A 25785-nucleotide genomic window follows, 5' to 3' on the forward strand; every position below is an offset into this window, starting at 1 on the left:
GGCGAGTGCTTACGGCCAGGTGAAGAGGCTGGACGGGGCGGTACGCTCGCGTCCAGCCTGCACATCGCGCGGCTCGTTCCAGAACACACGCGAACGGTCGACACTGGAGAAGCGCACTTCGAATCGACGCTGCGGATCGGCGCTGATCGGCAGCGCGAAGTCCACGCGCCACAGTCGCCGCGAACGCGGCGGCACCGCGGCCAGCACCGACACGCCAACCGCCCCGCGCCATGGCGTCGAGAGGGAGTACGGCACCGACGGATCCGCCCACAGTCGACCGGCTTCGGCAAATCCGGCGAAGCCCACATCGGCCACATTCAGCCGGGTGGGCACCACCAGACGCTGCTCGGCGCGCAAGACCAGACGACGTGCGCCGGCTTGACGCGACGCCCGGTGGCCCATGATGCCGCCCTCGCGATCGGCGAGCGACAGCTGGAAGGGCACGCGCATGTCGCGACCGGCGCTCCACTCCGTCTCCACGACGGAGGTCTGTCGCACGGCCGGACGGAAGTACCAGGCGAGCCGTCCGCTCGTGACAAAGTTGTCCCACGCCTTGGCGTCGCGATCGTACCGCGCCTCGGTGACCGCCTGCAGACCGACGAAGCTGCGCGTGCCGCCGAATCCGCCATACAGATTGGCCGCCACGAAATGATCGCGATCGCGGGCCTGCCGCACGACGATCGAACGACCGGCGACGAGTCCGAGTTGCATACCGACGCGAACGTCCTGCGCGCCGGTGAGGGCGTCGAAGCCTTGCACCTGCACGAACCGAATCGCACGCACGCCCAGCAGCGCGTTGGCGCGCACGACGCGCTGCGGCCGGAAGGTCGGCACCGCGACGGCGGTCGTATCCGCGATAACACCGTCGCGCGTGAGCAATAACGACTGTTCGTCGGTGCGCTGCACTTCGCGCGTGAGCGATGCCCCGAGCAGTTTGAGTCGACCGACCGGACCGAGACGCGAAACGGCGCCGACGTTCGCGAATTCGCGACGCACCGTCAGGGCATTGCGCGGCAGATCGCCGCGCCGGAACTCCATCGGTTCACGCGTGCCACCCAGGCCGCCAATCCACGCGTACCGCTGCAGGTCGGTGTAGTATGGCCGGACCAGCTCGAGCCGCATGTCCTGTCCGAACCGATTGCGCTGGGCGGAGAACCGAAATTCGTTTCGCCCGCGTCCGAAGGCGTAGTTCGCGAGGTCGACACCCAACAGATCGTTGTACGCGCGGCCGTCGCGCCAGTTGATCGCCGCCAGCGTGGCCGATCCGCCAAGGTTCGAGTCACCGAAGCGCATGCCGCGCACCAGCGGCGATTTCGATTGCAGCGTCGGCTCGAAGACCAGGCTGAAGTCGTCACGGGTCTCGACTTCGAGCCGCACACCACCGGCCTCGTCGTCGAACACCCGGATGCGGGCATCCACCAGAAAGGGCTGCGCACGCAGAATGCGCTCCGACTCGGCGCGGCGGATCTGATTGCACGCATCGCCCACTTTCATCAGCAGGAAGCGGCGCACCACGTCGTCGCGTGTGTTCGCATGCGTCCGCCGGACGGTTCGGCGCACCCACTCGAGACGCGTTGGCAGACGGTCCGTGAACGGAGGCTGCGTAATGACGATGATGTCGCTGATCGGCTGCCCCGCGCACCCCGTCACCGGCAAGCGGCCGCGACTCGAGACCGGCGGCTGCTTTTGTCCGTTGGCGCGCACCTCCTGAGCCGCCGCGGCGCACCACGGCAGAGCAGCGGCCAACAAGACCCCGGATATCACACGGCGGTGGGTCACTTGCCCATTCGGCGCTTGAGGTCCGCCAATCGCTGCTCGGCGTCTGCCTCGCGCTCGGCGCGCGTGCGACGAACTGGTGAGAGCAGGGGGTCCGTCATCGGGTCCGTCATCGAGTCGTCCAACGCGCTGTCTCCGTCCACCGTGCCGCCGTGTTCGAGAGACGACTCGGCCGGGATGTCGTCCGACGCCATCGGTTCCTCGGCCGCGGCCGTGTTCGACCGCGCACCGGGAGCGACACCGGACAGAATCATGCGCAGTTCCCCCGCCATGTCTTCGTAGTCGCGCTCAGCGAGGGAGAGTTCGTGTTGCTGCACCATCTGTTTGGTCTCGAGCATCGAGACGCGTTCTTGATGCTGCACCGCAAAGCGCTCGGCGATCGCGACCGTTTCCTCATCGTTGATCTGCGCGGCCAATCCCTGTCGGCGGCGCACCGTGTCGAGTTCCGCGCGCTCCGAGGCCAGACGCGTATTCGTCGTCGCGAGCGACGCACGAAGGTCGTTGAGCCCCAGCTTCGCGTGCACAAGCGCGTCGCGCATGGCCTGCGTTGCCGTGCGGCGTTCATCTGGATCAAGGCGCGTGGAAAATCCGCGCAAGGCGTCGCGTAGCGGTTCGAACATGGGCGGGAAGGAGATCGGGGAAACTACCCGTCGTGCGCCCGAAGGATAATCGGGGCTAGCTGGAAGCCCGCCACCGCGTGTCGTCGCGCACCTGGCGCATCAGACGTTCGGGCGTGTGCACGTTGGGAAACAGCAAGCGGTCGCTCACGCGGTTCAGCGCCACCCGCAACCGAGGAAATCGCTCGGCCGCCGCGGCGAAGAGTGGGGTCAGACCATGCTCACCCGCCAGCCGATGGTCGGCGGCAAGCCGAAAGCCCCGCTGTCCCATCGTTTCGAAATACCCCAGATCAGGTCCGCCTCGACGCCAACGCCGCTGTTCGATGTGATCGGGAAAGAGCCCGCTCAGCCACAACGCATAGTTGCCCAGATGCGCTCGGGCCAGGAAGCTCCTCGACGCGTCGCCGCTCTCGAGATCGTCGCCGAGCGAAGCGAGCGTGTCGTACGTCGCGTCGTCGTGCTCGGCGATCTGCCGTGCCCGCTGCCGCAGCCCGAAGTGAAGCAGGATTGAGGCCACGTAGTCGGCGATCGGGCGATCCTCTTCGCCGGCCGTGCGCAGCGCGTGCCGAACCAGCACGTAGGTGAAGAGTGGCCACGAGGCGTGGGCACCCTGCCGCGCGCCCAGGAGCCCCTCCAGCAGCCGCGGATCGTCCAGGAGCGCATCCAGTCCTTCATCGAGCAGTTTGGCCTCGGCGTCGTCCTGGGCGCGGCCGGAACCACGCGAAACGAGCCGAACCACCAGTTGAGCATCTTCGCGTCCAAGCCGAGCGCGTGTGTTCGCGAGAATCATGGCGCATCCTCCTTGATTTCACGTACCCCGATCTCCTCTCGCCGGAAACGCTCCGCCGGAGGCCTCTCTCTGTTATTATCGGACGCACACCAGTACGCCAGCGTTTTTTCGGCTGGCTCGCGCGTCCCGTTACCGGCTCCTGTGCTCTACCTCGCCATTCCCGCACACAATGAGGTCGCCACCATCGGCGTCCTGCTTTGGCGGATCCGCACCGTGCTCGCTGAGTTTCCTCGCGAGTACGAGGTCGTCGTGTACGATGATGCGAGCTCCGACGAAACGGCGGAGGTGGCGGAGCAGTACGCGCACGCGATGCCCGTCACCGTGCTCCGCGGGACGGCGCACGTGGGATATGCCGGCGCTCTCGACGCGCTGATCCGGCATGTCTCCGCGCAGACGCGCTATCCGCGTCGCGACGCCATGCTGCTCGTGCAGGGTGACTTCACCGATCCGCCGGGCATCGTGCCCGAGTTCGCGCGTCGCTTCGAAGGCGGTGCCGACCTCGTGGTCGGCGAGCGGATGGTCGTGGCTGACGCGCCGGTGCCGGTTCGCCGGTTGTTCAAGGCGGCGCATTGGGCCATGCGCCTATTCGTGCGCGTCGACGGCGTGAATGACCTCACGGCCTCGATGCGCCTGATCCGGATTTCCGCGCTGCGTGATCTCGTACGCCAGGCTGGCTCCGAGCCGATCTGCGTCGGTGATTCGTGGACGGCGAACGCCGATCTGCTGCTCAAACTGGTGCCGCTGGCCCGTCGGGTGGAGTCCGTCCCGATGGAGCCGACCTACGGCGTGCGCATGCGCGATACGCGCCGCGTGGCAATGCGTGATGCCCTCGCCGCCCTCAAATGGGCCTGGGGAGCGCGCGGCCGACGTGCCGTGGCCGGATCGGCCGCCGACGCCGCAGGAGACGCGGAACGCCGTCCACCGCGCGGAGTCGCGGCCGCCGGCAAGCGCCGCGAAGAAACAGAACTCTCGGTCGAAAAGCTGCGTGAGCGTGTGCGTGACCGGCCGCGTATCGAGGACGAAGAGTCCTTCAACGGTCGGCGCGAAGGGCGGCGGCGCGAGCGTGAACGAGCGAAGGGCGAGCGTCCCGTCGACGAGCCGAGCGAGGCGCCCTCTGGTATTGTCGCGCAGCGCGACGTGGAGAGCGACGTGGACCGCGTGGTGGAGCGCGCAGCGGAAAAGCCGGCCACTGAATCCCGGCCGCTGCGCGCCGAGCGTCCGGAGCGCCCAAAGCGCCCACGTGCCGAGACCAACGACGGCGAGGCCAAGCCAGCGCGCCCCGAGCGCCTGCCGCGTGGTGAGCGTCCGGCGAAGAGCAGTGCGCCGCGTCCACCTCGACGCGGACGCGAGGAATCGCGATCGCCGTTCAGCGATCCATCGGTTGAGCTCGAGGATCCGTTCGCGGCTCCGTCGGCAAAGCGCGATGGACCCGAGCGTGCGCTCGAACGTGCGCTCGGCCCTGTGGATGCCATCGAGCCGTCGCCGGACGCGCGTGATGATGAGAGTGGTGACGACGCCGACACGGGCGACGGTGATGCCTTCGAGGCTGGCGACGGTGCTGGCGGAATCGAGGGAGACGAAAGTGCCGCGCCGCGCAAGAAGCGCCGGCGCAACCGTCGTTCACGTCGCGGCCGTACCAAGAAGGACGGCACGGCAGATGATGGCGCGTCCGAGGAAGGCGCCGAAGCCGACGCCGACTCGTCGAGCGCGTCCCCCCCGGGTGACATCGACTCGGACCTTCCCGTGGCAGGCGCTCCGCCCCGTTCGCGCACTCGTGCGCCGAAAGCAGACACGGAAGACGGCGACAGCTACAGCGACGGCGATGCCGGCGATGGCGACGAGGCACTGGCCGACGGGGACGAATCGGATCTCGATAGCGCGGCGCGCGCGCGGCGGCGTGGACGCCGCGGACGGCGCGGCGGTGCGCGACGGTCGCGCGGACGGCGCGACAAGGACGGCGGGGACGGCGGCGAGCCGGAGAGCGGCAGCGCGGGCTCGGAAGGCTGAGAGCTGGAAGCGCTCGAAACCCAGAGCTCAGAGCTGAGAGCGAAGACAATCAGGCTCAGGGATCAGACTTGGTATAGTGCTCAGAATTCAGCAACGACAGTTCCCAGTGTCGCGTGGCGGTGAGCCGATAGCCATCAAACCCCTCGAAACTGTGCACTCCAGTTGCTGAACGCTGAACACGATAAAAAGTCTCAAGCCAGAACTCAGGACACTGAGAACTGAGTACTGGGCCTACCCCCGGATCGCGCGTTCGATGCGCTCCGCCGTGGCCGGGCTGATCACCCGGATCACGAAATACATCACGGCACCGATCAGGACGACCCGGATCGCGAAGCCCAGCAGCATGAACAGGAGCCCGACCAGCGGCCCCAGCAGCCCGAAGACCAACTTCAGGGCGACCAGGCCAAGCATGGCGATCAGGCCGACGGTAAACAGGGTACGGAGCATGGTCTGCCTCAGGTCAGAGTGGGGTTTCTTCCATGTACGGTAGCCATCCCGCAAAGTTTCCGCACCTTGGGATTCCGTCTATTTCTGACTTGATGGTTACTCAAGGTTTGCCGATCCCGTGCACCGGGCTACCTTCCCCAGACCACGTCCCGGACCACCCCGGGCCTTTCCCAGCAGAATATGGCCGAGCAGTTGGTTCAGATCATGGGACGCCACCGCCGCGAAGCGCTTCCCGAGCGCAAGCCGTCGTGGCTCAAGGTGAAGGCCCCAGGGGGCGCGAACTATGTGCGCCTCAAGCAGATGATGCAGGAACTCGATCTCCACACCGTCTGCCAGGAAGCCCATTGCCCCAACATTGGCGAGTGCTGGGAGCACGGCACCGCCACGTTCATGATCCTTGGTGACGTCTGTACGCGCAACTGCGCCTACTGCGCCGTGTCCCACGGACGTCCACCGAAGTACGACATCGAGGAGCCGTCGCGTGTCGGGCAGGCGATCGCCGAACTGAATCTGCGGCATGCCGTCATCACCTCGGTCGACCGCGACGATCTCCCCGACTTCGGCGCGTTCATCTTCGCCGAGACGATTCGTCAGATCCATGAGCGCCTGCCCGGCTGCTCAATCGAAGTGCTGGTGCCCGATTTTCAGGGCAACGAAGACTCGATCCGCACCGTGCTCGAGGCGCGACCCGACATCTACAATCACAATACGGAAACGGTGCCGCGCTTGTACAAGAAGGCGCGCCCCGGCGGTCGCTACGAGCGGCTGCTGGAAATTTTCCGGATCGCCAAGCGCATCGCCCCCGATATCCCCACCAAGACCGGCATCATTCTGGGTCTTGGCGAGACGAACGAAGAAGTCGTCGAGGTCATGAAGGAGCTTCGTTCCGTCGACGTCGACATTCTCACGCTCGGCCAGTACCTCCGCCCCTCCGACGGCCACATCGCGCTCGATCGCTATGTCACGCCCGAGGAGTTCCGCGAACTGTACCTGGTCGGGATGCAACTCGGCTTCAAGCATGTCGAAAGCGGCCCGCTCGTGCGGTCCAGTTACCACGCGTGGGAGCAGGTGCAGGCCGCCGGCGTCTGACCGGACGAGCGCCACTCGACCTCGTATTTCACACTCGAACACTCCCCATGTCGACCGCGAAAACCCGCAAGAAGGGCGAGCCTGTGCGCGCCGATGCCAAGGCGACGGCCCATGCATCGGAGGACACGTCGGCCGCCACGAATCGTGAGCTGCTTTATTCGATGCTGTTGCAGCGTCGTTTCGAGGAGCGCGTCGCCGAAATGTATGCTATCGGTCGTATCGGCGGCTTCTGCCATCTCTACATTGGACAGGAAGCCATCTCCACCGGCGTGATCTCGCTGCTGCGCGCCGACGACTACATCATCACGACGTACCGCGATCACGGACAGGCGCTGGCCCGCGGCATGACACCGCGCGCCGCGATGGCGGAGTTGTTCGGACGACAGGACGGCTGCGCGAAAGGCAAGGGCGGCTCGATGCACATGTTCGACAAGCAGCTCGGCTTCCTCGGCGGACATGGCATTGTCGGCGGTCACATCCCGATCGCCGCCGGCGTTGGTTTCGCCATCAAGTACCGTGGCGGCGATCAGGTCATTGTGTGTTTCATGGGTGAAGCCGCGGTGAACAACGGTGCGTTCCACGAAGCGCTGAACATGGCCGCACTCTGGAAGCTGCCGTGCCTGTTCATCATCGAGAACAACCGCTACGGCATGGGCACCGCGCTCGAGCGCGCCTCGGCCATTCACGACATCTATAAGCGCGGCGCGTCGTACGACATGCCGCGTGATGTGGTCGACGGGCAGGATGTGCACGCCGTGCGCAAAGCCACCGAAGAAGCAATCGAGCGTGCGCGTACCGACGGGACGCCGACGCTGCTCGAAATCCGCACGTACCGTTTCATGGGCCACTCGATGTCCGACGCGGTCAGCGGTACGTATCGCACGAAGGAAGAGCTGGAGCAGTACCTCAAGCGCGACCCCATCGCCCTGCACCGCCAGCGCATGGAAGAGGCGGGTGAGATCTCGCCAGCCGACGTGGCGGCGATGGACGAAGAGATCAAGAAGATCGTGCAGGACAGCATCGACTTTGCTGAGCAGAGCCCGGAGTTGCCGCTCGAGGCGCTCATGGAAGACATCCTCGTCGAAACCACGAGCTGAGAGCCCAACGACCATGGCCGTGATCACGTACCGCGATGCGCTCAACATGGCGCTCCGCGAAGAAATGCACCGCGACGACCGCGTCTTCCTCATGGGTGAGGAAGTCGCGGTCTACCAGGGCGCGTATAAAGTCTCGAAGGGGCTGCTGCAGGAATTCGGCGAGATGCGTGTCGTCGACACGCCAATTACCGAACTCGGCTTCGCCGGCGTCGGTGTCGGCGCCGCGATGGCCGGCCTGCGTCCCATCATCGAGTTCATGACGTGGAATTTCGCGCTGCTGGCGCTCGACCAGGTGGTCAACGCCGCCGCGAAGATGCTGTACATGTCGGGCGGTCAGTTCCCGATGCCAATGGTATTCCGTGGCCCGAACGGCGCGGCGCTGCAACTTGGGGCGCAGCACTCGCAGGCGTGGGAATCGTGGCTGGCGCACATCCCGGGCCTCAAGGTCGTGGCGCCCGCCACGCCGTACGATGCGAAGGGACTGCTCAAGGCGGCCATCCGCGATGACAACCCGGTGTGCTTCCTCGAAGGCGAGATGCTGTACAACACGAAGGGCGAAGTGCCCGACGATGATTACATCGTGCCGATCGGCAAGGCGGAGCTCAAGCGTGAAGGCGAGCACGTCACGCTGGTCTCGCATGGCAAGATGGTGCTGGTGGCCCTTCAGGCCGCCGATCAGATGGCGAAGGAGGGCATTACCTGCGACGTCGTCGATCTGCGCACGATCCGCCCGATGGATGTCGACGCCATCACCGCGTCGGTGAAGAAGACCAGCCGGTGCGTCGTCGTGGAGGAAGGTTGGGAAGTGTGCGGCGTGGGCGCGCAGGTCGTGGACTACGTCCAGCGCCATTGCTTCGACTACCTCGATGCCCCGGTGCTCCGCGTGCATCAGGCCGATGCGCCGATGCCGTATACCAAGAGTCTCGAAAAGGCCGCCAAGCCCGACTTGCCGAAGACGATCGCGGCAATCCGACAGGTTCTCTACCTCGACTGACCCAGCGATCATGGCAACGAAAGTGATGATGGAGGCGCTTTCTCCCACGATGGAGGAAGGACGCCTCGTGAAGTGGGTGAAGAACGTCGGTGACGCCGTAAAGACCGGCGACACGATCGGTGAAGTCGAAACCGACAAGGCGATCATGGAACTCGTGGCGCGCGGCGACGGCGTGCTGCGCGCGCAGTTGATCACCGAAGGCACCACGGCCGCCGTCGGCGCGGTGATCGGTGTGATCGCCGCGGCCGACGAAGACATCGCGTCGCTCACCGGCGCCGCGGCGTCGGCGCCGGCTGCTGAAGCGCCTCCTGCTGCACCCGCTGCTGCACCCGCTGCTGCACCCGTGGCCGCACCCGCTGCGGCACCCGTGGCCGTCGACGCAGCGGCGCCGTCGGGCCCCGTGCGTTCGTCGCCGCTCGCGCGGCGCATGGCCGCCGAAAAGGGCGTGAACATCGGGGCCATCCACGGTAGTGGACCGGGTGGCCGCGTGATTCGCCGCGACATCGAAGGCGCGGCCGCCGCGGCACCAGTCGGAACCGCGGCCACGCCCGCCGCCGCCGCGCCCGCCGTGGCACCAGTCGCCACCGCGTCTTCCAAGGCCGCGCCAACGGCCGTCGCCACGGCCATGCAGATCGACGGCGAGTTCAAGGACGTGGCGCTCACGCAGATGCGCAAGACGATTGCGCGTCGCCTGAGCGAGTCCATCGGTCCCGTGCCGACGTTCTACCTCACGTCGGAAATCGACATGACGAAGGTGGGACAGCTGCGCGAGCAGATGGTGGCGAACGGCGATCAGTACAAAGTGTCCGTCAACGACATCATCATCAAAGCCGTCGCCATCGCGCTCACCCGGCACCCCGAGTGCAATGCACACTGGATGACGGATCACATCCGCTACTTCAGCGCCGCGCATGTCGGTATGGCCGTCGCCACCGACGATGGGCTGATCGTGCCCGTGATTCGCGACGCGCAGCTCAAGGGGCTCGGACAGATCGGCAAGGAAGCGCGCGAGCTGGCGAAAAAGGCACGTGAGCGGAAGCTGCAGCCGGCCGAGTTCACCGGCGGCACGTTCTCCGTGTCCAACCTCGGCATGTTCGGCATCGATCAGTTCACCGCCATCATCAATCCACCTGAGGCGGCGATCCTGGCCGTCGGAGCGACGGAGACAAAGCCGGTGTGGGAGAACGGCCAGTTCGTGCCGCGGCAGCGTATGCGCGTCACGCTCAGCTGCGATCACCGCGTGATCGATGGCGCGGTCGGCGCCAAATTCCTGCAGACGCTGCGCGGTCTGCTCGAAGCGCCGATGATGATGCTCTTCTAGCCGTGACGTCGCACGATTCGCATTTTCCAGAATCCAGACCGTTTCGACACCGCCGCTAGCGTCACAACCAGTACCGGAACGCACCAATCGCCTCGCGCGGTTGGTGCGTTCGGCGTTGTCAATCGTCCTTGACGCAGCCCTCAACGCCCAGTCAATGCGACGATTCTCCACGCGCTTAGCGCTTCTCTGTGTCCTGTCAGTGCTCTCGGCCTGCTCCGGCGGCGATTCGCCCGCCGGACCGACCGCGCCCCCGCCGCCACCTACCCCGGCACCGATTCCGCCGGGTGTGTTGAGCCTCGTCGTGGCGGGCCTACCGACCGGCACCAACGCCGATATCACCGTGGCCGGCGCCGGGTTCACACGCGCCGCGTCCGGCACCGTGAGTTGGGTCGATATCCCGGCCGGTCAGCATACGATCACCGTGCGTCCCGTGCGTGCGGTCGATGGGACGTATACCGCCACGCCGTCTGCGTTCATCGTGACCGTGGTGAGCGGGTCCACATCAACGGCCGCCACGATCACCTACGCGCCCCTGCCCACCGCACTCGACCTCGCCATCGCCGGCGTGCCGGGAGGCGTGGATGCGCCGGTTACCGTGTCGGCGCCGGGGGGCGGCGATATCGCCGTAACGTCCTCGCGCCTGCTGACCAACGCCAACACCGGCCGCTGGAAAGTCGCGGCCGGCACGCTGCTCTCGGGCGGATTCCGCTATGCGGCGTCGCCCGCCGCCATCGATACGCTCGTGCTGTACGGCGACACCGCGCGCGTGACGGTGCGCTACAACGTGTCCAGTGGTGCGCTGGCGGTGGCGCTCACCGGTCTCCCATCTGCCTTGGCTGGCGCCGTGCAGGTAACGGGTCCGGAGGGCTTCCGTCGGGCGCTCACCGCCACGGCCACGCTGACCGAGCTCACCCCTGGTGCCTATCAGGTGGTTGCGTCGGCCGTCAGCGCTGGCGGCATCAGCTACCGCCCCGCCGCCGATACCGTGAACGTCACCGTGAGTGCCTCGCTGATCGCCGCGCCAGCGACCGTCGTGTACGCCGCCCAGGTCGGTCGCGTGGTCATCACGACCAGCGGCCTCCCTGCCGACGCGGCGCCAGCGTTGACCCTGACTGGCAGCACCGTCGCGCGGGCCCTCAGCGGCCCCGCCACGCTCGATTCGTTGCCCGTGGGCAGCTACGCCCTGTCCGCCGGTCTGCTCACGGTGGCGGGCGTGCGCTACATGCCGGTCACGGCCACCCAGAATCTCGCGGTCACCACCGGCAATACGACCACAGTCAACGTGCCCTTCATCGTGGTGCCCACGGTCGTCGAGGTTCCTGTGTCGGGGTTGCCGAACGGCACCGCCGCCAACATTTCACTCACGGCGCCGAACGGGGACGTTTCGCCGGTCACGGCGACCACCCGTATCAGCCCCGCGGCCTCCGGACGTTGGCGGCTCACGGCCGGCAGCGTCACGAGCGGCGGCGCGAGCTATCTGCCCACGCCGACGTCGCGCGACACGTCCGTGACTGCGGGTGACACACTCCGACTTCCGGTGCAGTACACGATCACGTCCGGCTCGATCGCGGTGGTCGTGGGCGGTCTCCCGGGTGGAGCCGCCGGCAGCGTCACCGTGACCGGACCGGGCGGCTACTCGCAAAACGTGACCGGTACGACGACGCTGACCCTGCTCACGCCGGGCAGCTACACCGTGTCCGCCGCCAACGTATCGGCGGCTGGCACCACCTACGTGCCGACGCCCACCTCGCAGTCGGTTGCCGTGGTGGCCTCGCTGGTTGCCGCGCCGGCCACGGTGTCGTATGCGTTGGCCACCGGCGCCGTCACTATTTCCACCAGTGGCATGCCGGGCGGGGTCACCCCCACATTCTCGCTCACCGGTACGGGCGCACCGCGATCAGCCAGCGGCACCGGAACGGTTTCGTCGCTTGAAGTCGGAAGCTGGACGATCACCGCCAACACGATCGTGAGCGGTGCCACGACGTACACGCCAGCGCCGTCCTCGCAAAGTGTGTCGATCACACCGAACGGCACGGCGACCGCCAGCTTCGCGTATACGGCAACGGTGGCGACGAATTACGCCATCACCAACGTCTACCTCACGCAAGCGATTCAGAGGCTCGACAACTCGGTCACGTTGGTCGCCGGTCGCGACGCGCTGCTGCGCGTATTCGTGCAGGCCAATGCCGCCAACACCGCGCGCCCCGATGTGCGCGTGCGCATCTACGACGGCGTCTCGTTACTGCAGACCACCACGGTCACGGCCCCTGAAACCAGCGTTCGCACCGCCATCGCCGAAGGCACGCTGACGTCCACCTGGAACGTTCTCGTGCCTGGGGCAAGCATCCGCACGACCACGCGCGTACTTGTCGATCTCGACCCGACGTTGGCGATCACCGATGCCGACCGCAGCGACAACACGTGGCCGACCAATGGCACGCCGCAGAGCGTCAGCGTGAACACGGTGCCGACCTTCAACGTGCGCTTCGTGCCGATCGTCGTCGGCGCGCTCACCGGCAACGTGACCGCGGGCAACAGGGCGTCGTTCCTGTCGTCGGTGTCGCGTATGTTCCCGCTCGGCACCGTGTCCTCTGATGTGCGCGCGCCATTCACCTCCAGCGCCACGGAAATCCAAAGCAACGACGGCAATAACCAGTGGCTCACCGTGCTGAGTGAGATCAACGCCTTGCGTACCACCGACGGCGCGCCGAACACCATGCACTATTACGGCGTGCTCAAGGTGTCGTATACCAGCGGCATCGCCGGCTATGGCTACGTGCCCGGACGCGCCGCGATCGGCTGGGATTATCTGCCCAGCGGAGATCGTGTGGCCGCGCACGAGTGGGGGCACAACTTCTCGAGACAGCATGCGCCTTGTAGCACATCGGGAGACACCAGCTATCCCTACGCGGGCGGTGTGATCAACTTCTGGGGTTGGAACAGCTTGTCGAACACGCTGGTGTCGCCCACTTGGACCGATGTGATGGGCTATTGCGGCAATCAGTGGATCAGCGACTACAACTGGGCGGCCGTGATGCAGTACCGCAGCACCTCCGGCGGCGTCTCGTCTGCCGACGCGCCTGGTGAGGGATTGCTGGTGTGGGGACGCGTGGTGAACGGACAGATCCGGCTCGAACCGGCATTTCGGGTGAACGCCCCGGCCACTGCCGGGACCACGTCGGCGTCGCATCGTCTCGAGCTGCTCGATGCCGATGGCACGGCGCTGCTCGATACGCCAGTCGACGCGCAGCGCGTGGACCATGCGACCGCATCCGACGAACGGCAGTTCGCCGTGATCGTGCCGTGGAGCAGCGCGCTCGAGGCGAGACTGGCCTCGATCAGGGTGCGCGACGCTCGTTCCCCCTTGTCAGCCGTATCGCGCAAGAGCGCCCGGGTGACGGCGCCCGGGAGCGGCGGCACCGGCGGCACGCAAATCGCCCCTTTGCTCCAGGCTCAGGTGGATCGCACCGCCGAGGGCCGGGCGCGTGTCACGTGGAACAGCTCGGCCTATCCTATGGCCATGGTGCGTGACGCGTCGACGGGCGCGTTGATGGGCTTCGTGCGGCGCTCCGGCGACGCGGTCGTGACCGGCGGTCGGGCGGTCGAGGTGGTGTTCTCCGACGGAGTGCGCACAGTTCGCCGGTAGCGTGTGTTTTCCGCTACTTTTCCTGTGCTCTCCCTAGAACACGTCTATCCCCGACTATCATGGCTTTGTTCGACGTCATCATTCTTGGCGGCGGTCCCGCCGGCTACGTCTGCGCCATCCGCTGTGCCCAGCTGGGCATGCAGGTGGCCGTTATCGAACGTGAAGCACTCGGCGGCACCTGTGTGCTGTGGGGCTGCATTCCGGCCAAATCGCTGCTCGAAAGCGCCGGCCTCGCGGTAAAACTCGGCAAGGCGGCCGAACACGGCATCACCATCGACGGCATCACGCTCGACTTCGGTCCGGCGATGAAGCGCTCACGCAGCATCAGCGCTCAGAACTCCAAGGGCGTCGAGTTCCTGTTCAAGAAATACAAGGTGCAGTGGATCCGCGGTGAAGGCGTCATCGAGAAGGCCAAAAAGGTGAGCGTGACGCTGGCCGACGGAAAGAAGGAGACCCACGAGGCCAAGAAGGCCGTCGTGATCGCTACCGGATCACGCGTGAAGGGGCTGCCGCAGGCCGGTCTCGAACTCGACAAGAACGTCGTGCTGTCCAGCGATGATGTGCTCGTGGCGGAGAAGGCTCCGGCATCGATGGTGGTGGTGGGTGCTGGTGCGGTCGGCGTGGAGTTCGCCGATGTGTTCGCTGCCTTCGGTACGAAGGTCACGATGGTCGAAGTCGCCCCCACGATTCTTCCGATCGAAGACGCCGATTGCAGCGCTGAGCTGGCGAAGGCGTTCAAGAAGCGGAAGATCGAGGTGCTCACCGGCGCCAAGCTCACCAGCACCAAGGTCACCAAGACCGGCGCCACGCTAGTGGTCGAAGCGGGCGGCAGCACGCACACGCTGGAAGTCGAGAAGGTGCTCGTGGCGGCCGGTCGCGCGCCGAACGTCGAGAAGATCGGTCTCGAGACGGTCGGTATCGCGAAGTCGGAGCGCGGCTTCGTGAAGATCAACGCGAAGTTCGAGACCAACGTGGCAGGCTATTACGCCATCGGTGACGTCGCTGGCAATCAGATGCTGGCTCATAAGGGCTCACGCGAAGGGCACGTGCTGGCCGATCTGCTGGGCGGCGAGCATCCGCATCTCGTGAATTACAACAACATTCCGAGCTGCACCTACTGTCATCCGGAAGTCGCCAGCATCGGACTCACCGAGCAGGCATGCAAGGATCAGAAGCTCGATTACAAAGTGGGCAAGTTCCCGTTCTCGGCGAACGGCCGCGCGCGCACCAGCGGAGAGACCGACGGCTTCGTGAAGATCATTCGCGACGCCAAGTACGGTGAAATCCTCGGCGCGCACATTGTCGGCGCGCATGCGACCGAAATGATTCACGAGCTCGTGGTCGCCCGCGAAAACGAGTTCACGGTCGAAGAGATCGACCTCGCGATCCACGCCCATCCCACGCTCAGCGAAGCGATTGGCGAGGCGGTACTGGATTCGTTGGGCAAGATGATACACGCCTAGTCTGACAACTGCGAAGTAGGGGGTACGGGGTACGGGGTATGGGGTACTTCCTTCTCCGTACTCCCTACCCCTTACTGTTTTTTATGCTGTTGTATTGCCTAGATCTCGGCCTCACCCCGTACGACGCTGTATGGGCGCTCCAAAAGCGCGCGGCGTTAGCGCGGAGCGCGGGCACGCTCGATCAAGACCTGCTCATTCTGGTGCAGCATCCTCCGGTGGTGACGCTGGGGCGGAGTACGAAGCCCGGCAATCTGTTGGTGACACCCGAGTATCTGGCCTTGCGCGGCGTGGAGCTGCGCGATGTCGAGCGCGGTGGCGACGTGACCATCCACGAGCCGGGGCAATTGGTGGCCTACCCCATCATTGATCTCAAGCGCCACAAACAGGACCTGCACTGGTACCTGCGTCAGGTCGAGGAGTCGATCATCGTAGCGCTCCGCGCCTTTGGCCTCGAGACGGGTCGCGTGGCAGGCCTTACCGGCGTCTGGCGCGAGGATTCCGCCGGGCGGCGAAAGCTGGCCAGTATCGGCGTGCACGCGCGTGACTGGGTCACCTGGCATGGGGTGGCACTCAACGTGGAGAACGATCTCTCCACCTTTGAGCACGTGGTACCGTGTGGCATCGACGAGGTGCAGATGAGCACCGTGGCGCGCGAATGTGCCGCCGCCGGTTTGGTGGTACCGTCGTTCGGCGAAGTATCGGAGGCCGTGGCCGCCGGTGTGGCGTCGGTGTTTAGGCTGACTCCCGTGCGATCCACGTTTCAGGGCATCGACGCGATGATCTGACTCCGCGCACCTTCAGCTCGTAGTCATGGGTGCACAACGGGGCCGCTCTCCAGGAGAGCGGCCCCGTTTCACGTGCGGTTCGAGCTGATGGCCGGCCCTACTTGCCGCCCGACTGCGCCTTACTGATCGAATCAAGTCGTTCCCGGCCGCGAATGGCGTTCGGGATGCCCGCCTTGGTGGCGAATTCCTCGTAGAAGCTCCACCCGCCACCCTGGAACTTCCCGTCCTTCAGGACAACGGGCGTTTCAGTGACCTTGGCGATGGCGTCTTCAAGCGTGCCCGGTTCCTCACGGTACCAAATCACGTCGACTTTTCCGCCTCCCGCGATGTAGGTCTGCCGGCGGAATCCGCCGATCAATCGCAGTGAATCGGCCGGCAGCGGCGCCGTGAGCGGTCCTGAGCCCAGCTCGGCGACGACCTGCTCGATGGTGCCTTCCTTGGGAATCTTCTTGATTTTGGCCGCACCGAGGTCGGAGCTACAGGCGGCCAGTGACGCGAGAACGAAAGTGACAAGCGCGAGTCGCGCTGTTTTGACAAAACGAGTGTGCATAGCCTGACGAAAGGGTAAGACGGAGAATACGTCGAAAGACCGCAAACGCAAATGGGGGGGAGGCCCGAAGGCCTCCCCCCCACCTTCATGCGTCATGCGAGTTACGGCGTGACGGTCGAAGCAGAAACACTTGTGTTCGTCGACAGCGCACGGCCCTTGAGGACCGTCGGAGCGGCGAACGTTCCACCCGTGCCGACCGCGATGAAGCGGCGACCAGAGACCGAGCTCAGGGCAGCAGGCGTGTTCAGGCTGCTGGCACCGTTGACCGGCTGCGTGAGACGGTAGGTCCACACGCGGGTCGTGCCGTTGTCGGCGATGTACACCGGGCCCGCGCCAGTCGGCGAGACGCTCGGTGACGTCTTCGCATCGACGTTTCCGATGTACTGCCAGTTACCCGCCAGCAGCTCGTAGAAGTCGACGCGATCGAACGGCGAGTTGATCTGGTTCGTGGTGGCCGTCACAATCGCCTTGAGACCCGTTGCCGGGGCATTCCACTGCACGATACCCTGGCCCAGCGTCCAGCTGACGAGGTTCGGGTTGGCCGTGTTCCACGTCTGCGTGTCGTTGCCGACGTTCGCCGAGAGGAGCGCAACACCCGAGCCGACGCCGACATAGAAGCCGGAGTTGAGGCCAGCAGCATTCACAATGCGCGCCGTAACAGTGTCCGGGCGGTTGTTGCTTGCCGCGGCCAATGCACCAGCTGCATCAGTCTGCTCGATGTTCGTGTAGTAGTTGATGCCCGACGTGAACGGCGTACCGACCGTAATGTTGCCATTCAGGCCGATCACATCGTTGAAGCGGGCGTTATACAGCGTGGCCGGGAAGAGCAGGTTCGCGTCGGTCGTACCATCGGTCAGACCGCTGTACGAGGCACGGAAGTTGGTAAAGTGCGCTTCAACCAGTCCCGTGACATTCGGCGTGAACATGTTCGGGCCCGCGGCCGTGACCGTACCCGGGAGACCGAGGCCGGTGATCGTCGGCAGCGTGACGCTATGCAGCACGCGGCGGATGCCCGTGAAGCTGGCGTTACCAGCGCGGTCGATGACCGACGCGCGGTAGGTGTAGTAGCCTTCCGTGGCGATGTTCGAGCCAAGGACGCGGGTGATCGGACGGTAGCCGTCAGACATCGCCGTGCCGAGGAACGCAGGCGCCATGGTGCAATTCGGGGCGGTGATGAACGCCGATCCGATACCACCCAGCAAGGCCGTGAAGGCCGTACCGACAACGCAGGAACCGTTCGGCGAAGCCTGATTGGCACGCGCCAGATAGTGCTCGGCGGTGTTCAGGCCCGAGCGCTCGTCGAGCGCTTCGGCGCCGAAAATCGTGTCGGTCGCGAGCGGAGCCGCGAGGAACGAAGCGGCCGTGAAGAGCGACTGATTCGGCGGTCCACCAGCTACCGTCGTGTACGTCGTCGTGTCCAGAGCCGAACCCGGGCCCTGTCCCGGCGTCGCCGGAACCGGCGACGTGCCGCCGATTGCAGAAGCCGAGTAACGGATTGCCGGGGCAATGTTGTCGATAGCGAACTGCGCCGTCGTCGTCGTACCCGTGTTGCCGAGCTGGTCGTTACCCGTGGCCGTGACCGTGTACACGAGGTTCGTGAAGTTGGTCGCGCATTCCGGGATGCCGGCAGCCGTCGTCGGGCTCAGGGCAACGCCCGTCACGCCACAACCGCTGTAGGTCCACACGTTCGCCAGCGTACCCGTGCTCGTGCCGACGCCGTTGTCCGTGGTGGTCGTGTTCGTCGAGAAGCTGAACGGCGAGGCAATCACGCCCGAGAACCACGCGCCGCTCGCGACGCCAGCGATGGCGACGGTCGGGTTGGCGTAGTCAAGACGGATGGCGATCGGAGCCGGAACCGTGATCGACGTGCGGTAGCCCGTCGTGGCCGAAACCGTCGGCGCCGCGTTGTTGCTGTTGTCCTGAGCAGCGGCGACGCGCGGGAAATCGCTCGAGTTCGTCTGCGGGTGTTCCCAGCCCGTGCCGTTGATCGTGTACAGCGTGCTGCTCTTGCCGAAGGTCGTCGCCGCCGTGGCCGAGTACGGCACGGTCGCACCGAAGTTCGACATGTTCACCGAGGCCGACTGCACCGTACGACCGGCGGTGTAGAACACCGGGACGTAGCGGATCGAGCCAGCGCCCGAGGCGTTCGGACCACCGTAGTAGTTGAACGCCACGCCCGACACCGTGCGCGTGGCCGCGGCGGTCGGGTTCGTGAACTGGACAGCCCAGCCGTCCACATTCGTGAAGTTCAGGATGCTGTTGTTGTTCGTCGCGGCGAAGTTCTCCGCTCCAGCAGCCGTGCGGACCGACGCCCGGATGACGTGCAGGCCGTTCGCATACTTGATCGTCGACGTACCCGTGGCGAAGTCGGCGGTGAAGTCAGCGGTGTTGATCGAGAGCTGCACCGTGCCTTCGTTCGCCGCGTTGCCCGTGTACGTCTGCTCAGCAGCCGGGGCACCACAGTTGTTGCCCGCAGCGTCACACACGTAGACACGAACCGCGCTCACCGCCTGGCCGTTCGGCTGGAGGTTGAGCGAGACCTGGATCTGGTCGCGCGTGTTGTTGATGTCAACCGGCTGGTTGACCTGCATGTTCGCCGAGAAGGTGATACCCGTGTTGGCCGGGCCACCCGCCGAAGCGACCGGACCCTGCGTCACGTTGGCGATCGTCACGTTCGCCGGAGCGGCGACCGTCACGGCAACCGACGACGAGAGCGAGGACGCCGCGAAGTTCGTGTTGGCAGCCGAGGCGGCCGTCACAGTGATGATCGCCGTACCCGGCGCGTTGGCCGTCACGACACCAGCGGCCGAAACCGAGGCAACCGCGGTCGACGACGACACGTACGTGATCGTCGCAGCCGGCGCGCCCGAGGGCTGCGTCGCGTTGGCGCCGATCTGCGCCGTGTTGCCGATCGCGAGCGCCAGTGCAGCCGGCGTCACGTTCAGCGTAGCAATGCCGGTCGGAAGCGCCGTCACCGTGATGGCAACCGCCTGGCTGATCGACGTGCCGCCCGACGTGGCGGTCACCGTGATCGTGGCAACACCCGTACCAACCGCCGTCACAACACCAGCCGTCGAAACCGACGCGATCGTCGCGGACGACGAGGCGTAGGTGTACGTGGCGGTGCGGCCGGCCGGCTGAACGCTCGGCGACAGCGTGAGCGTCTGGTTCACCTGGAGCGACGCCGCAGACGGCGTCACCGTGAGGCCCGTGATCGCCGGAGCGACCGTAACGGACGCCGCGGCCGACTGGCCCGTGGACGCCGTCGCCGTGACCGTCGCGTTACCGGCGGCAACCGCCGTCACGCGGCAGGAAGAGCCCGACACGGCAGCCGTAGCAACCGTGGCCGAGCTCGTCGTGCAGCTAGCCAGCGTCGGGCCACCCGTGGACGGGCCGCCCGAGATCTGTACGGCAAAGTTCACCGCTTCGCCAACGTTCATGCTGGCAGAAGGCGGCGTGATGGAGAGCGTGATAGGCGGGTTCGGTGTAACAGGCACCGTAACGTCATCGCCGCAAGCACCCAGCGCCAAGGCGCCAAGGCTCAGGGCAACGATCGCCTTGTTCCGAGAAAAGAGTTGCATTCATCCCCCTCTTTCGAGGTCGTGGAGGTAGCTGCCGTCGATGAGGGTGGGTTGCCTCATCCACAACGTCTTGCGATGGCAAGCGCTCGCCGCTTTGGCATGCGCTTCATCATGCGCTTCTCGCAGAGGAGCAGGACTTGGCTCGGGGAGCGGCCGGATCAACATCCTGACGTGCGAAAACCATGATGCCCGAAGAACCGAATTGCTGACCTGCGGGCCCTGCATCACGCGTCGCCAACCCAAGCGTCGGTTCCTCGTGACTCCTGCACGTGCGATTGCTCACACGTTTCCCAACACACAATCGTGACGCACATCGGCAAGAAAATGGGCGCTATCCCCCCAAAGAGGACACGCACACTTCTCCCGCCATCATCAAGTGGCAAAGGTAGGGGTGATCTGCCACACTAGTCAAGCAGGAGAATCACCCGGCTTTTCGCGACCGCTGTCACAATCCTGTGACCAAAGGCTGGAAAATGCCAGTTATCCACATCACTGGCCTCGTCTCACCGCCCCTCGCCTCTCGAATCCTGTGACACCACGAAGTGGACGGCCCGTACGGCACGAACGTCACATCCTCGGCAGTCACAGGCACTTGCGTCTATACTTCGGCATGGCCGAGCCCCCCCGGATCCACGTCCCCGCTACCCGGGTGGTCCTCCCGCCCCCTCTCTCGGCCGAAGGGCCCGCGCTCAACGCCGCTCAGGCCGCCGCCTCCAGCCACGGTGACACCCCGCTCCTGATTGTGGCCGGTGCCGGCTCCGGCAAGACCAGGACGCTCATTCACCGGGTCGCCCACCTTATAGGGCGAGGCGTCCCCGCCAGCCGCATTCTGCTCCTCACCTTCACCCGGCGCGCCTCCCAGGAAATGTTGGGGCGCTGTGAGCGATTGGTCGGCTCCGCCTCACATCACGTGCACGGCGGCACCTTCCACGGCGTCGCCCATCGGCTGCTGCGCCGCTTCGGGCCATCCGCCGGCCTCCCCGCCGACTTCACTATCCTCGATCAGGCCGACGCCTCCGATCTCATGGGAATCTCGCGGGCCGCCCTCGGCTACGCCGATCTCAAGAACGCGCCGCGATCCGCCCCCCGCTTCCCGCGCGCCGAAACGCTGCAATCGATCTACTCGCGCCACGTCAACACCGAACGCCCCATCGTCGACCTGCTCGGCGAGCAGTGGCCGCACTTCCTCGCCTGGACCGGCGATATCGAGCGGCTCTTCGGCGACTACGTGAAGCGCAAGGCCGAACGCAATCTCCTCGACTACGACGACCTGCTGCTGTCGTGGGCGCTGCTGCTCGAGCAGGCGCCGCCGATCGCGGAGCAGATTCGCGCGCTGTACGATCACGTGTTGGTCGATGAATACCAGGACACCAATCCGCTGCAGTCGCGCATCCTTCGTGCGCTCTGCACGAACGGCAAGATCACGGTCGTCGGCGACGACGCGCAGAGCATCTACGCCTTCCGTGGCGCGACGATTCGCAACATCCTCGATTTCCCGCACCAGTTCCCCGGCACGCACATCGTCACGCTCGAACGCAACTATCGCTCGACCGCGCCGATTCTCGATACCACGAACGCGCTGATCTCACGCAGCCGTGAGCGCTACTCGAAGCAGCTGTGGACCGAGCGCACTGGGGGCGAGCCACCTTGGCTGGTCACGGTGAAAGACGAACATGCGCAGACGGCGTTCGTCGTCGATCGGTTGCTCGAACTGCATGAGGAAGGCATCCCGCTGCGCGAGATGGCGGTGCTCTTTCGCGCCGGCTATCTGTCAGCCGATCTCGAAATCGAGCTCGCCAACCGGCGCATTCCCTACGAGAAGTGGGGCGGGCTCAAGTTCCTCGAAGCCGCGCACATCAAGGACATCCTGGCCTTCCTCCGCGTGCTGGAGAATCCGCGCGACGAAGTGAGCTGGTACCGTTTGCTGCGCCTGCTTCCCGGCGTGGGCGATGCCACCGCGCGCGCGGCGATTGACCTGCTGACGCATCACGGCTGGGAGCCGATGGCCCTCGGCGCTACCAAAGCGCCGGCACGCGCCCGGCCGGCGCTGCAGGCGTTGGCGGCGCTGCTCGATGGCATGCGTCGCGTGGAGCGGAGCGACAACCCGCATTCACCGGCCGAAAGCATCCGGCTGTGCCGTCATCTCTACGATCCGATCCTGCAGGGCACCTACGACGATGCGCCGCCGCGAATGGCTGACCTCGATCAGCTCGAAGTCATCGCGGCCGGCTATCCTGATCGAAGCACGTTTCTTTCGGCGCTCGCTCTCGAGCCGCCGTCGAACACACAGGATCTCGCCGTGGGCAGCACCGATGAGGACGACGCGCTGATTCTGTCCACCGCGCACTCGGCGAAGGGCAAGGAGTGGGATGCGGTGTTCGTGATTCATGCATCCGACGGGGTGTTCCCGATGGCGCGGTCGGCGAATGATGATGCGCAGATCGATGAAGAACGGCGGCTGCTCTATGTGGCGATGACACGCGCACGCGACCAACTTTTCGTCACGTACCCGTTGCACAGCTATGCCACGCGCACCGGCGCCGACTTCGCGTACAGCCAGCTGTCCCGTTTTCTGGACCCTGGGGTGCGCTCGTCGATGCAACGGGTGACCGTTGGCGAAGAGATGCCACCTGCCCTGCCAGCCCTTCGAGGTGACGCGCCGCCGCTCGATCTGCGTGCGTTGCTCCGAGGCCGGTTCCCCGCCGAGTAATACCCACCGAGTACGTTGTAGCGCACTTCACCTTGACGAGGATCCATTGAGTTTCTTCAGCAATCTATCGGTCGCCGTGCTCGCCGCGGTCATCACTGCGAGCGCTACCGTGGCCGACGCCCAACGACCCGCGATCAAGCCCGCCCCCAAGTCGCCGGTTGATTCCTTCGCGCTGCCCTCAGCATTGCCCACCGACGCCGCCGTGCGCATCGGCACGCTACCCAACGGCATTCGCTACTACATCCGACGCAATGCGAAGCCGGAACAGCGCGCCGAACTGAGACTGGTCGTCAACGCCGGTTCCATTTTGGAAGACGAGGATCAGCGCGGGCTCGCGCACTTCATCGAGCACATGGCCTTCAATGGCACGAAGTCCTTCGCGAAGAACGATATCGTGAAGTATCTCGAGTCGATCGGCGTGCGATTCGGCGCTGACTTGAACGCCTTCACGAGCTTCGACGAAACGGTGTACATCCTGCCGGTGCCGACCGACAGTGCGGGCATTCTCGAGAAGAGCTTCCGTTTCTTGGGTGATGTGGCCACCGGTATCCTGTTCGACTCCACGGAAGTGGTGGCCGAACGCGGCGTCGTGTTGTCGGAGTGGCGCAATGGTCTCGGTGCCGGGGAACGGCTTCGCGACAAGCAGTTCCCCGTGATCTTCCGCGGCTCGCGCTACGCGGAGCGGCTCCCCATCGGCAAGCCCGAGATTCTCGAGAAGGCGAACCCGGCGCCGCTCAAGCGCTTCTGGCGCGACTGGTATCGCCCCGACCTCATGGCCGTGGTGGCGGTCGGAGATGCCGATCCGAAGCAGCTCGAGTCACTGATCCGTTCCACCTTTGGCGGCATCGCGCCCCGCAAGGGGGCTCGCCCCCGCCTGATCGCGGCCGTGCCCACGCACGACTCCACGCTCATCTCGATCGCGACCGACAAGGAGCTCAGTGGCTCGTCGGTTGGCGTGCTGTGGAAGAGCAAGGGCCGCACGACACGCACGGTGGGAGATCTCCGGCGGGATCTGCTGGAGCGCCTGTACGACCAGATGCTGAACCAGCGGTTCGGCGAACTGGCGCTCAAGCCCGAGACTCCCTTCGTCGGTGCCGGCGCCGGCGGCGGTAGCTTCGTGCGCAGCAGCGAGTACTACTCGCTCGACGCGCGGGCGAAAGAAGGACAGCTGCTGGAATCGTTGCAGGCGCTGCTGACGGAGGCGGAACGCGTGCGTCGTCACGGCTTCCTCGCCACGGAACTCGAGCGGGCCAAGACCAACACGCTTCGCGGCTATGAGCGCGCGTATCAGGAGCGCGACAAGACGCCGTCGGCCGCATTTGTCGATGAGTACGTGCAAAACTTCCTGCAGGGCGAAGCGATTCCCGGCATCTCGTTCGAATACGCCGCGATGCAGCGCTTGCTGCCCACGGTCACGCTGGCCGAAGTGAATGCCCTCGGCGCGAGTCGCGTCGGCGAGGCGAATCGTGTCGTGACCGTGAGCCTACCGGAAAAGGACGGACTCAAAGTGCCGACCGATGCCGACATCCGCGCGGTGTTCGGCAAGGTCAATGCGGTCACGATCACGCCGTGGGTGGAAACGGTCATGGCCGGAGCGCTGGTGGCGAAGGCGCCGGCGGCCGGACGGGTGGTGAGCGAGAAGAAGACGGAGTCGCTCAACCTCACCGAATGGACGCTGTCGAACGGGATCAAGGTGTTCGTCAAGCCCACCGACTTCACGGCCGATCAGATCGTGATGACCGGTTGGAGTCCGGGTGGCGCCAGCCTGGTGTCCGACAAGGACGTGTTCAAGACGTCGCTGACCACGACTGTCATCGAGCGTGGTGGCGCTGGTGAGTACTCGCTCGTGGATCTGAACAAGAAGCTGACCGGCAAGGTCGCGTCGGCGTCGGCCGTGATCTCCGACCTCAGCGAAGGGGTCAGCGGCCGCGCGTCGCCGAAGGACTTGGAAACGATGATGCAGCTCACGTGGCTGCGACTCACGTCGCCGCGCGCGGACACGTCGGCCTTCAAGGCGCTCCTGCAGCAGTTCGACCAGGTGCTCAAGAACAAGGATGCGAATCCGGCCGCCGTATTCAGCGACACCGTGCAGATGACGCTGGCCGGTGGTCATCCGCGGGTACGTCCGCTGTCGGCCGAGATGCTCAAGGAGCTCACGCTCGACGAAATGCTGGCGATATACCGTGATCGCTTCGCTGATCTGGGGGATTTCACGTTCCTGTTCGTTGGCAACGTGGATCTGGCCGTGTTGAAGCCGTTGGTGGAACAGTGGCTCGCCCCGCTGCCGGCGGCCGGTCGCAAGGAGACGTTCAAGGATGTCGGCCCCAAGCTGTTCACCGGCCAGATCGACAAGACGGTACGCAAAGGCATCGCGCCGCAGAGCCAGACGGCCATCTTGATGGCCGGCGCCGCCCCGTGGAGCCGCGAGGACTCGTACTTGCTGTCGTCGGTTGGTGAAGTGCTCGAAATGCGCCTGCTGGAACGTTTGCGCGAATCACTGGGCGGCACGTACTCGGTATCGGTAAGCGCGCAGTACTCACGCCATCCGCGACAAGAGTGGCAGTTGGTGATCGGCTACGGCTCGGCGCCGGACAAGGCGGAGTCGATGTTCGCCGCCGTGAGGCAGGAGCTCGATTCCCTGCGTCGCGTGCCGCCGAGTGCAGCGGAAGTGGAACGGGTGCGCGAGCAGCAGCGCCGTGAGCTCGAAGTGGCGCGCAAACAGAACGGGTACTGGCTCAGCACCATCCGCGCGCGACTCGAGAACGGGGATGATCTCGGCACCATCGGCAACGAAGATCCGATGATCGCCGGCCTCACCGCTGAGAAGCTGGCCGCGGCGGCCAAGAAGTACCTCACGGAAGCGAACCGTGCGCGGTTCGTGCTGCTACCCGAGAGCAAGTAGCGCCACGAAT

At 65.5% G+C, this 25785-nt stretch carries 16 protein-coding genes; 10 read left to right on the forward strand and 6 right to left on the reverse strand.

Annotated elements, in window-relative coordinates:
- Positions 1-9: 9 nt before the first annotated feature.
- From RMP10_RS07895 to RMP10_RS07905, 3 genes are read right to left on the reverse strand one after another with little or no spacing between them, the layout of a single operon-like run.
- Positions 10-1779 carry a hypothetical protein gene (locus RMP10_RS07895; protein WP_310569804.1) on the reverse strand — a complete coding sequence of 590 codons (1770 nt, stop codon included), beginning with the start codon at positions 1777-1779 and terminating at the stop codon, positions 10-12.
- Positions 1776-2396 carry a hypothetical protein gene (locus RMP10_RS07900; RefSeq protein WP_310569805.1) on the reverse strand — a complete coding sequence of 207 codons (621 nt, stop codon included), beginning with the start codon at positions 2394-2396 and terminating at the stop codon, positions 1776-1778. The genes RMP10_RS07895 and RMP10_RS07900 overlap by 4 nt, the downstream gene beginning before the upstream one ends.
- A 55-nt stretch (positions 2397-2451) precedes the next feature.
- The gene (locus RMP10_RS07905; RefSeq protein ID WP_310569806.1) at positions 2452-3183 is read right to left on the reverse strand and encodes a hypothetical protein; all 732 of its coding nucleotides are present in this window, start codon (positions 3181-3183) and stop codon (positions 2452-2454) included.
- Between the two features lie 141 nt (positions 3184-3324).
- On the opposite strand from RMP10_RS07905, the gene RMP10_RS07910 reads away from it, so the two are divergent.
- Positions 3325-5190 (forward strand): glycosyltransferase, encoded by a 1866-nt coding sequence (locus RMP10_RS07910; RefSeq protein WP_310569807.1) that lies wholly within the window; start codon positions 3325-3327, stop codon positions 5188-5190.
- Between the two features lie 231 nt (positions 5191-5421).
- Here RMP10_RS07910 and RMP10_RS07915 read toward each other — a convergent pair whose 3' ends face one another.
- Positions 5422-5637 carry a hypothetical protein gene (locus tag RMP10_RS07915; protein ID WP_309670698.1) on the reverse strand — a complete coding sequence of 72 codons (216 nt, stop codon included), beginning with the start codon at positions 5635-5637 and terminating at the stop codon, positions 5422-5424.
- 180 nt (positions 5638-5817) lie between these two features.
- On the opposite strand from RMP10_RS07915, the gene lipA reads away from it, so the two are divergent.
- The 7 genes from lipA to lipB all read left to right on the forward strand — a co-directional run bounded on the left by lipA (position 5818) and on the right by lipB (position 16032).
- Positions 5818-6726 (forward strand): lipoyl synthase, encoded by a 909-nt coding sequence (gene lipA / locus RMP10_RS07920; protein ID WP_310569808.1) that lies wholly within the window; start codon positions 5818-5820, stop codon positions 6724-6726.
- A 47-nt stretch (positions 6727-6773) separates the two neighbouring features.
- A complete protein-coding gene (gene pdhA / locus RMP10_RS07925; protein ID WP_309670697.1) occupies positions 6774-7823 on the forward strand; it encodes a pyruvate dehydrogenase (acetyl-transferring) E1 component subunit alpha in 1050 nt (349 codons plus the stop codon).
- Positions 7753-8817: a pyruvate dehydrogenase complex E1 component subunit beta gene (locus tag RMP10_RS07930; RefSeq protein ID WP_310569809.1), complete on the forward strand. Its 1065-nt coding sequence runs from the start codon at positions 7753-7755 to the stop codon at positions 8815-8817. Before pdhA ends, RMP10_RS07930 begins: the two co-directional genes overlap by 71 nt.
- A gap of 10 nt (positions 8818-8827) precedes the next feature.
- Positions 8828-10138 carry a dihydrolipoamide acetyltransferase family protein gene (locus RMP10_RS07935; protein WP_310569810.1) on the forward strand — a complete coding sequence of 437 codons (1311 nt, stop codon included), beginning with the start codon at positions 8828-8830 and terminating at the stop codon, positions 10136-10138.
- A gap of 286 nt (positions 10139-10424) precedes the next feature.
- Complete coding sequence (locus tag RMP10_RS07940) at positions 10425-13784, forward strand: hypothetical protein (protein ID WP_310569811.1); 3360 nt, start codon at positions 10425-10427, stop codon at positions 13782-13784.
- 59 nt (positions 13785-13843) lie between these two features.
- Entirely contained in the window at positions 13844-15247 is a 1404-nt protein-coding gene (lpdA, locus tag RMP10_RS07945) for a dihydrolipoyl dehydrogenase (RefSeq protein WP_310569812.1), read from the forward strand.
- An 83-nt stretch (positions 15248-15330) separates the two neighbouring features.
- The gene (lipB, locus tag RMP10_RS07950; protein ID WP_310569813.1) at positions 15331-16032 is read left to right on the forward strand and encodes a lipoyl(octanoyl) transferase LipB; all 702 of its coding nucleotides are present in this window, start codon (positions 15331-15333) and stop codon (positions 16030-16032) included.
- 97 nt (positions 16033-16129) lie between these two features.
- Here lipB and RMP10_RS07955 read toward each other — a convergent pair whose 3' ends face one another.
- Together RMP10_RS07955 and RMP10_RS07960 are read right to left on the reverse strand one after the other, a co-directional pair.
- On the reverse strand, positions 16130-16582 hold the full coding sequence (locus RMP10_RS07955) for a hypothetical protein (RefSeq protein ID WP_310569814.1): 453 nt from the start codon (positions 16580-16582) through the stop codon (positions 16130-16132).
- Between the two features lie 101 nt (positions 16583-16683).
- On the reverse strand, positions 16684-20163 hold the full coding sequence (locus RMP10_RS07960) for an Ig-like domain-containing protein (protein ID WP_310569815.1): 3480 nt from the start codon (positions 20161-20163) through the stop codon (positions 16684-16686).
- Between the two features lie 610 nt (positions 20164-20773).
- Here RMP10_RS07960 and RMP10_RS07965 point away from each other — a divergent pair.
- Both RMP10_RS07965 and RMP10_RS07970 read left to right on the forward strand, forming a co-directional pair.
- The gene (locus tag RMP10_RS07965) at positions 20774-22873 is read left to right on the forward strand and encodes an ATP-dependent helicase (protein WP_310569816.1); all 2100 of its coding nucleotides are present in this window, start codon (positions 20774-20776) and stop codon (positions 22871-22873) included.
- 46 nt (positions 22874-22919) lie between these two features.
- Positions 22920-25775, forward strand: coding sequence for an insulinase family protein (locus tag RMP10_RS07970; RefSeq protein ID WP_310569817.1), 2856 nt, complete (start codon positions 22920-22922; stop codon positions 25773-25775).
- Positions 25776-25785: the final 10 nt, after the last annotated feature.

Origin of the sequence: Gemmatimonas sp. (genome assembly GCF_031426495.1) — a bacterium.
Lineage (GTDB): Bacteria > Gemmatimonadota > Gemmatimonadetes > Gemmatimonadales > Gemmatimonadaceae > Gemmatimonas.

Excerpts from the sequence above, each read along its gene's own strand:
- lipB (WP_310569813.1), top strand. The coding sequence starts at position 15,331 with ATGCTGTTGTATTGCCTAGATCTCGGCCTCACCCCGTACGACGCTGTA.
- RMP10_RS07965 (WP_310569816.1), top strand. The coding sequence starts at position 20,774 with ATGGCCGAGCCCCCCCGGATCCACGTCCCCGCTACCCGGGTGGTCCTC.
- RMP10_RS07960 (WP_310569815.1), bottom strand. The coding sequence starts at position 20,163 with ATGCAACTCTTTTCTCGGAACAAGGCGATCGTTGCCCTGAGCCTTGGC.
- lpdA (WP_310569812.1), top strand. The coding sequence starts at position 13,844 with ATGGCTTTGTTCGACGTCATCATTCTTGGCGGCGGTCCCGCCGGCTAC.
- RMP10_RS07900 (WP_310569805.1), bottom strand. The coding sequence starts at position 2,396 with ATGTTCGAACCGCTACGCGACGCCTTGCGCGGATTTTCCACGCGCCTT.
- RMP10_RS07905 (WP_310569806.1), bottom strand. The coding sequence starts at position 3,183 with ATGATTCTCGCGAACACACGCGCTCGGCTTGGACGCGAAGATGCTCAA.
- RMP10_RS07955 (WP_310569814.1), bottom strand. The coding sequence starts at position 16,582 with ATGCACACTCGTTTTGTCAAAACAGCGCGACTCGCGCTTGTCACTTTC.
- RMP10_RS07915 (WP_309670698.1), bottom strand. The coding sequence starts at position 5,637 with ATGCTCCGTACCCTGTTTACCGTCGGCCTGATCGCCATGCTTGGCCTG.
- lipA (WP_310569808.1), top strand. The coding sequence starts at position 5,818 with ATGGCCGAGCAGTTGGTTCAGATCATGGGACGCCACCGCCGCGAAGCG.
- pdhA (WP_309670697.1), top strand. The coding sequence starts at position 6,774 with ATGTCGACCGCGAAAACCCGCAAGAAGGGCGAGCCTGTGCGCGCCGAT.
- RMP10_RS07935 (WP_310569810.1), top strand. The coding sequence starts at position 8,828 with ATGGCAACGAAAGTGATGATGGAGGCGCTTTCTCCCACGATGGAGGAA.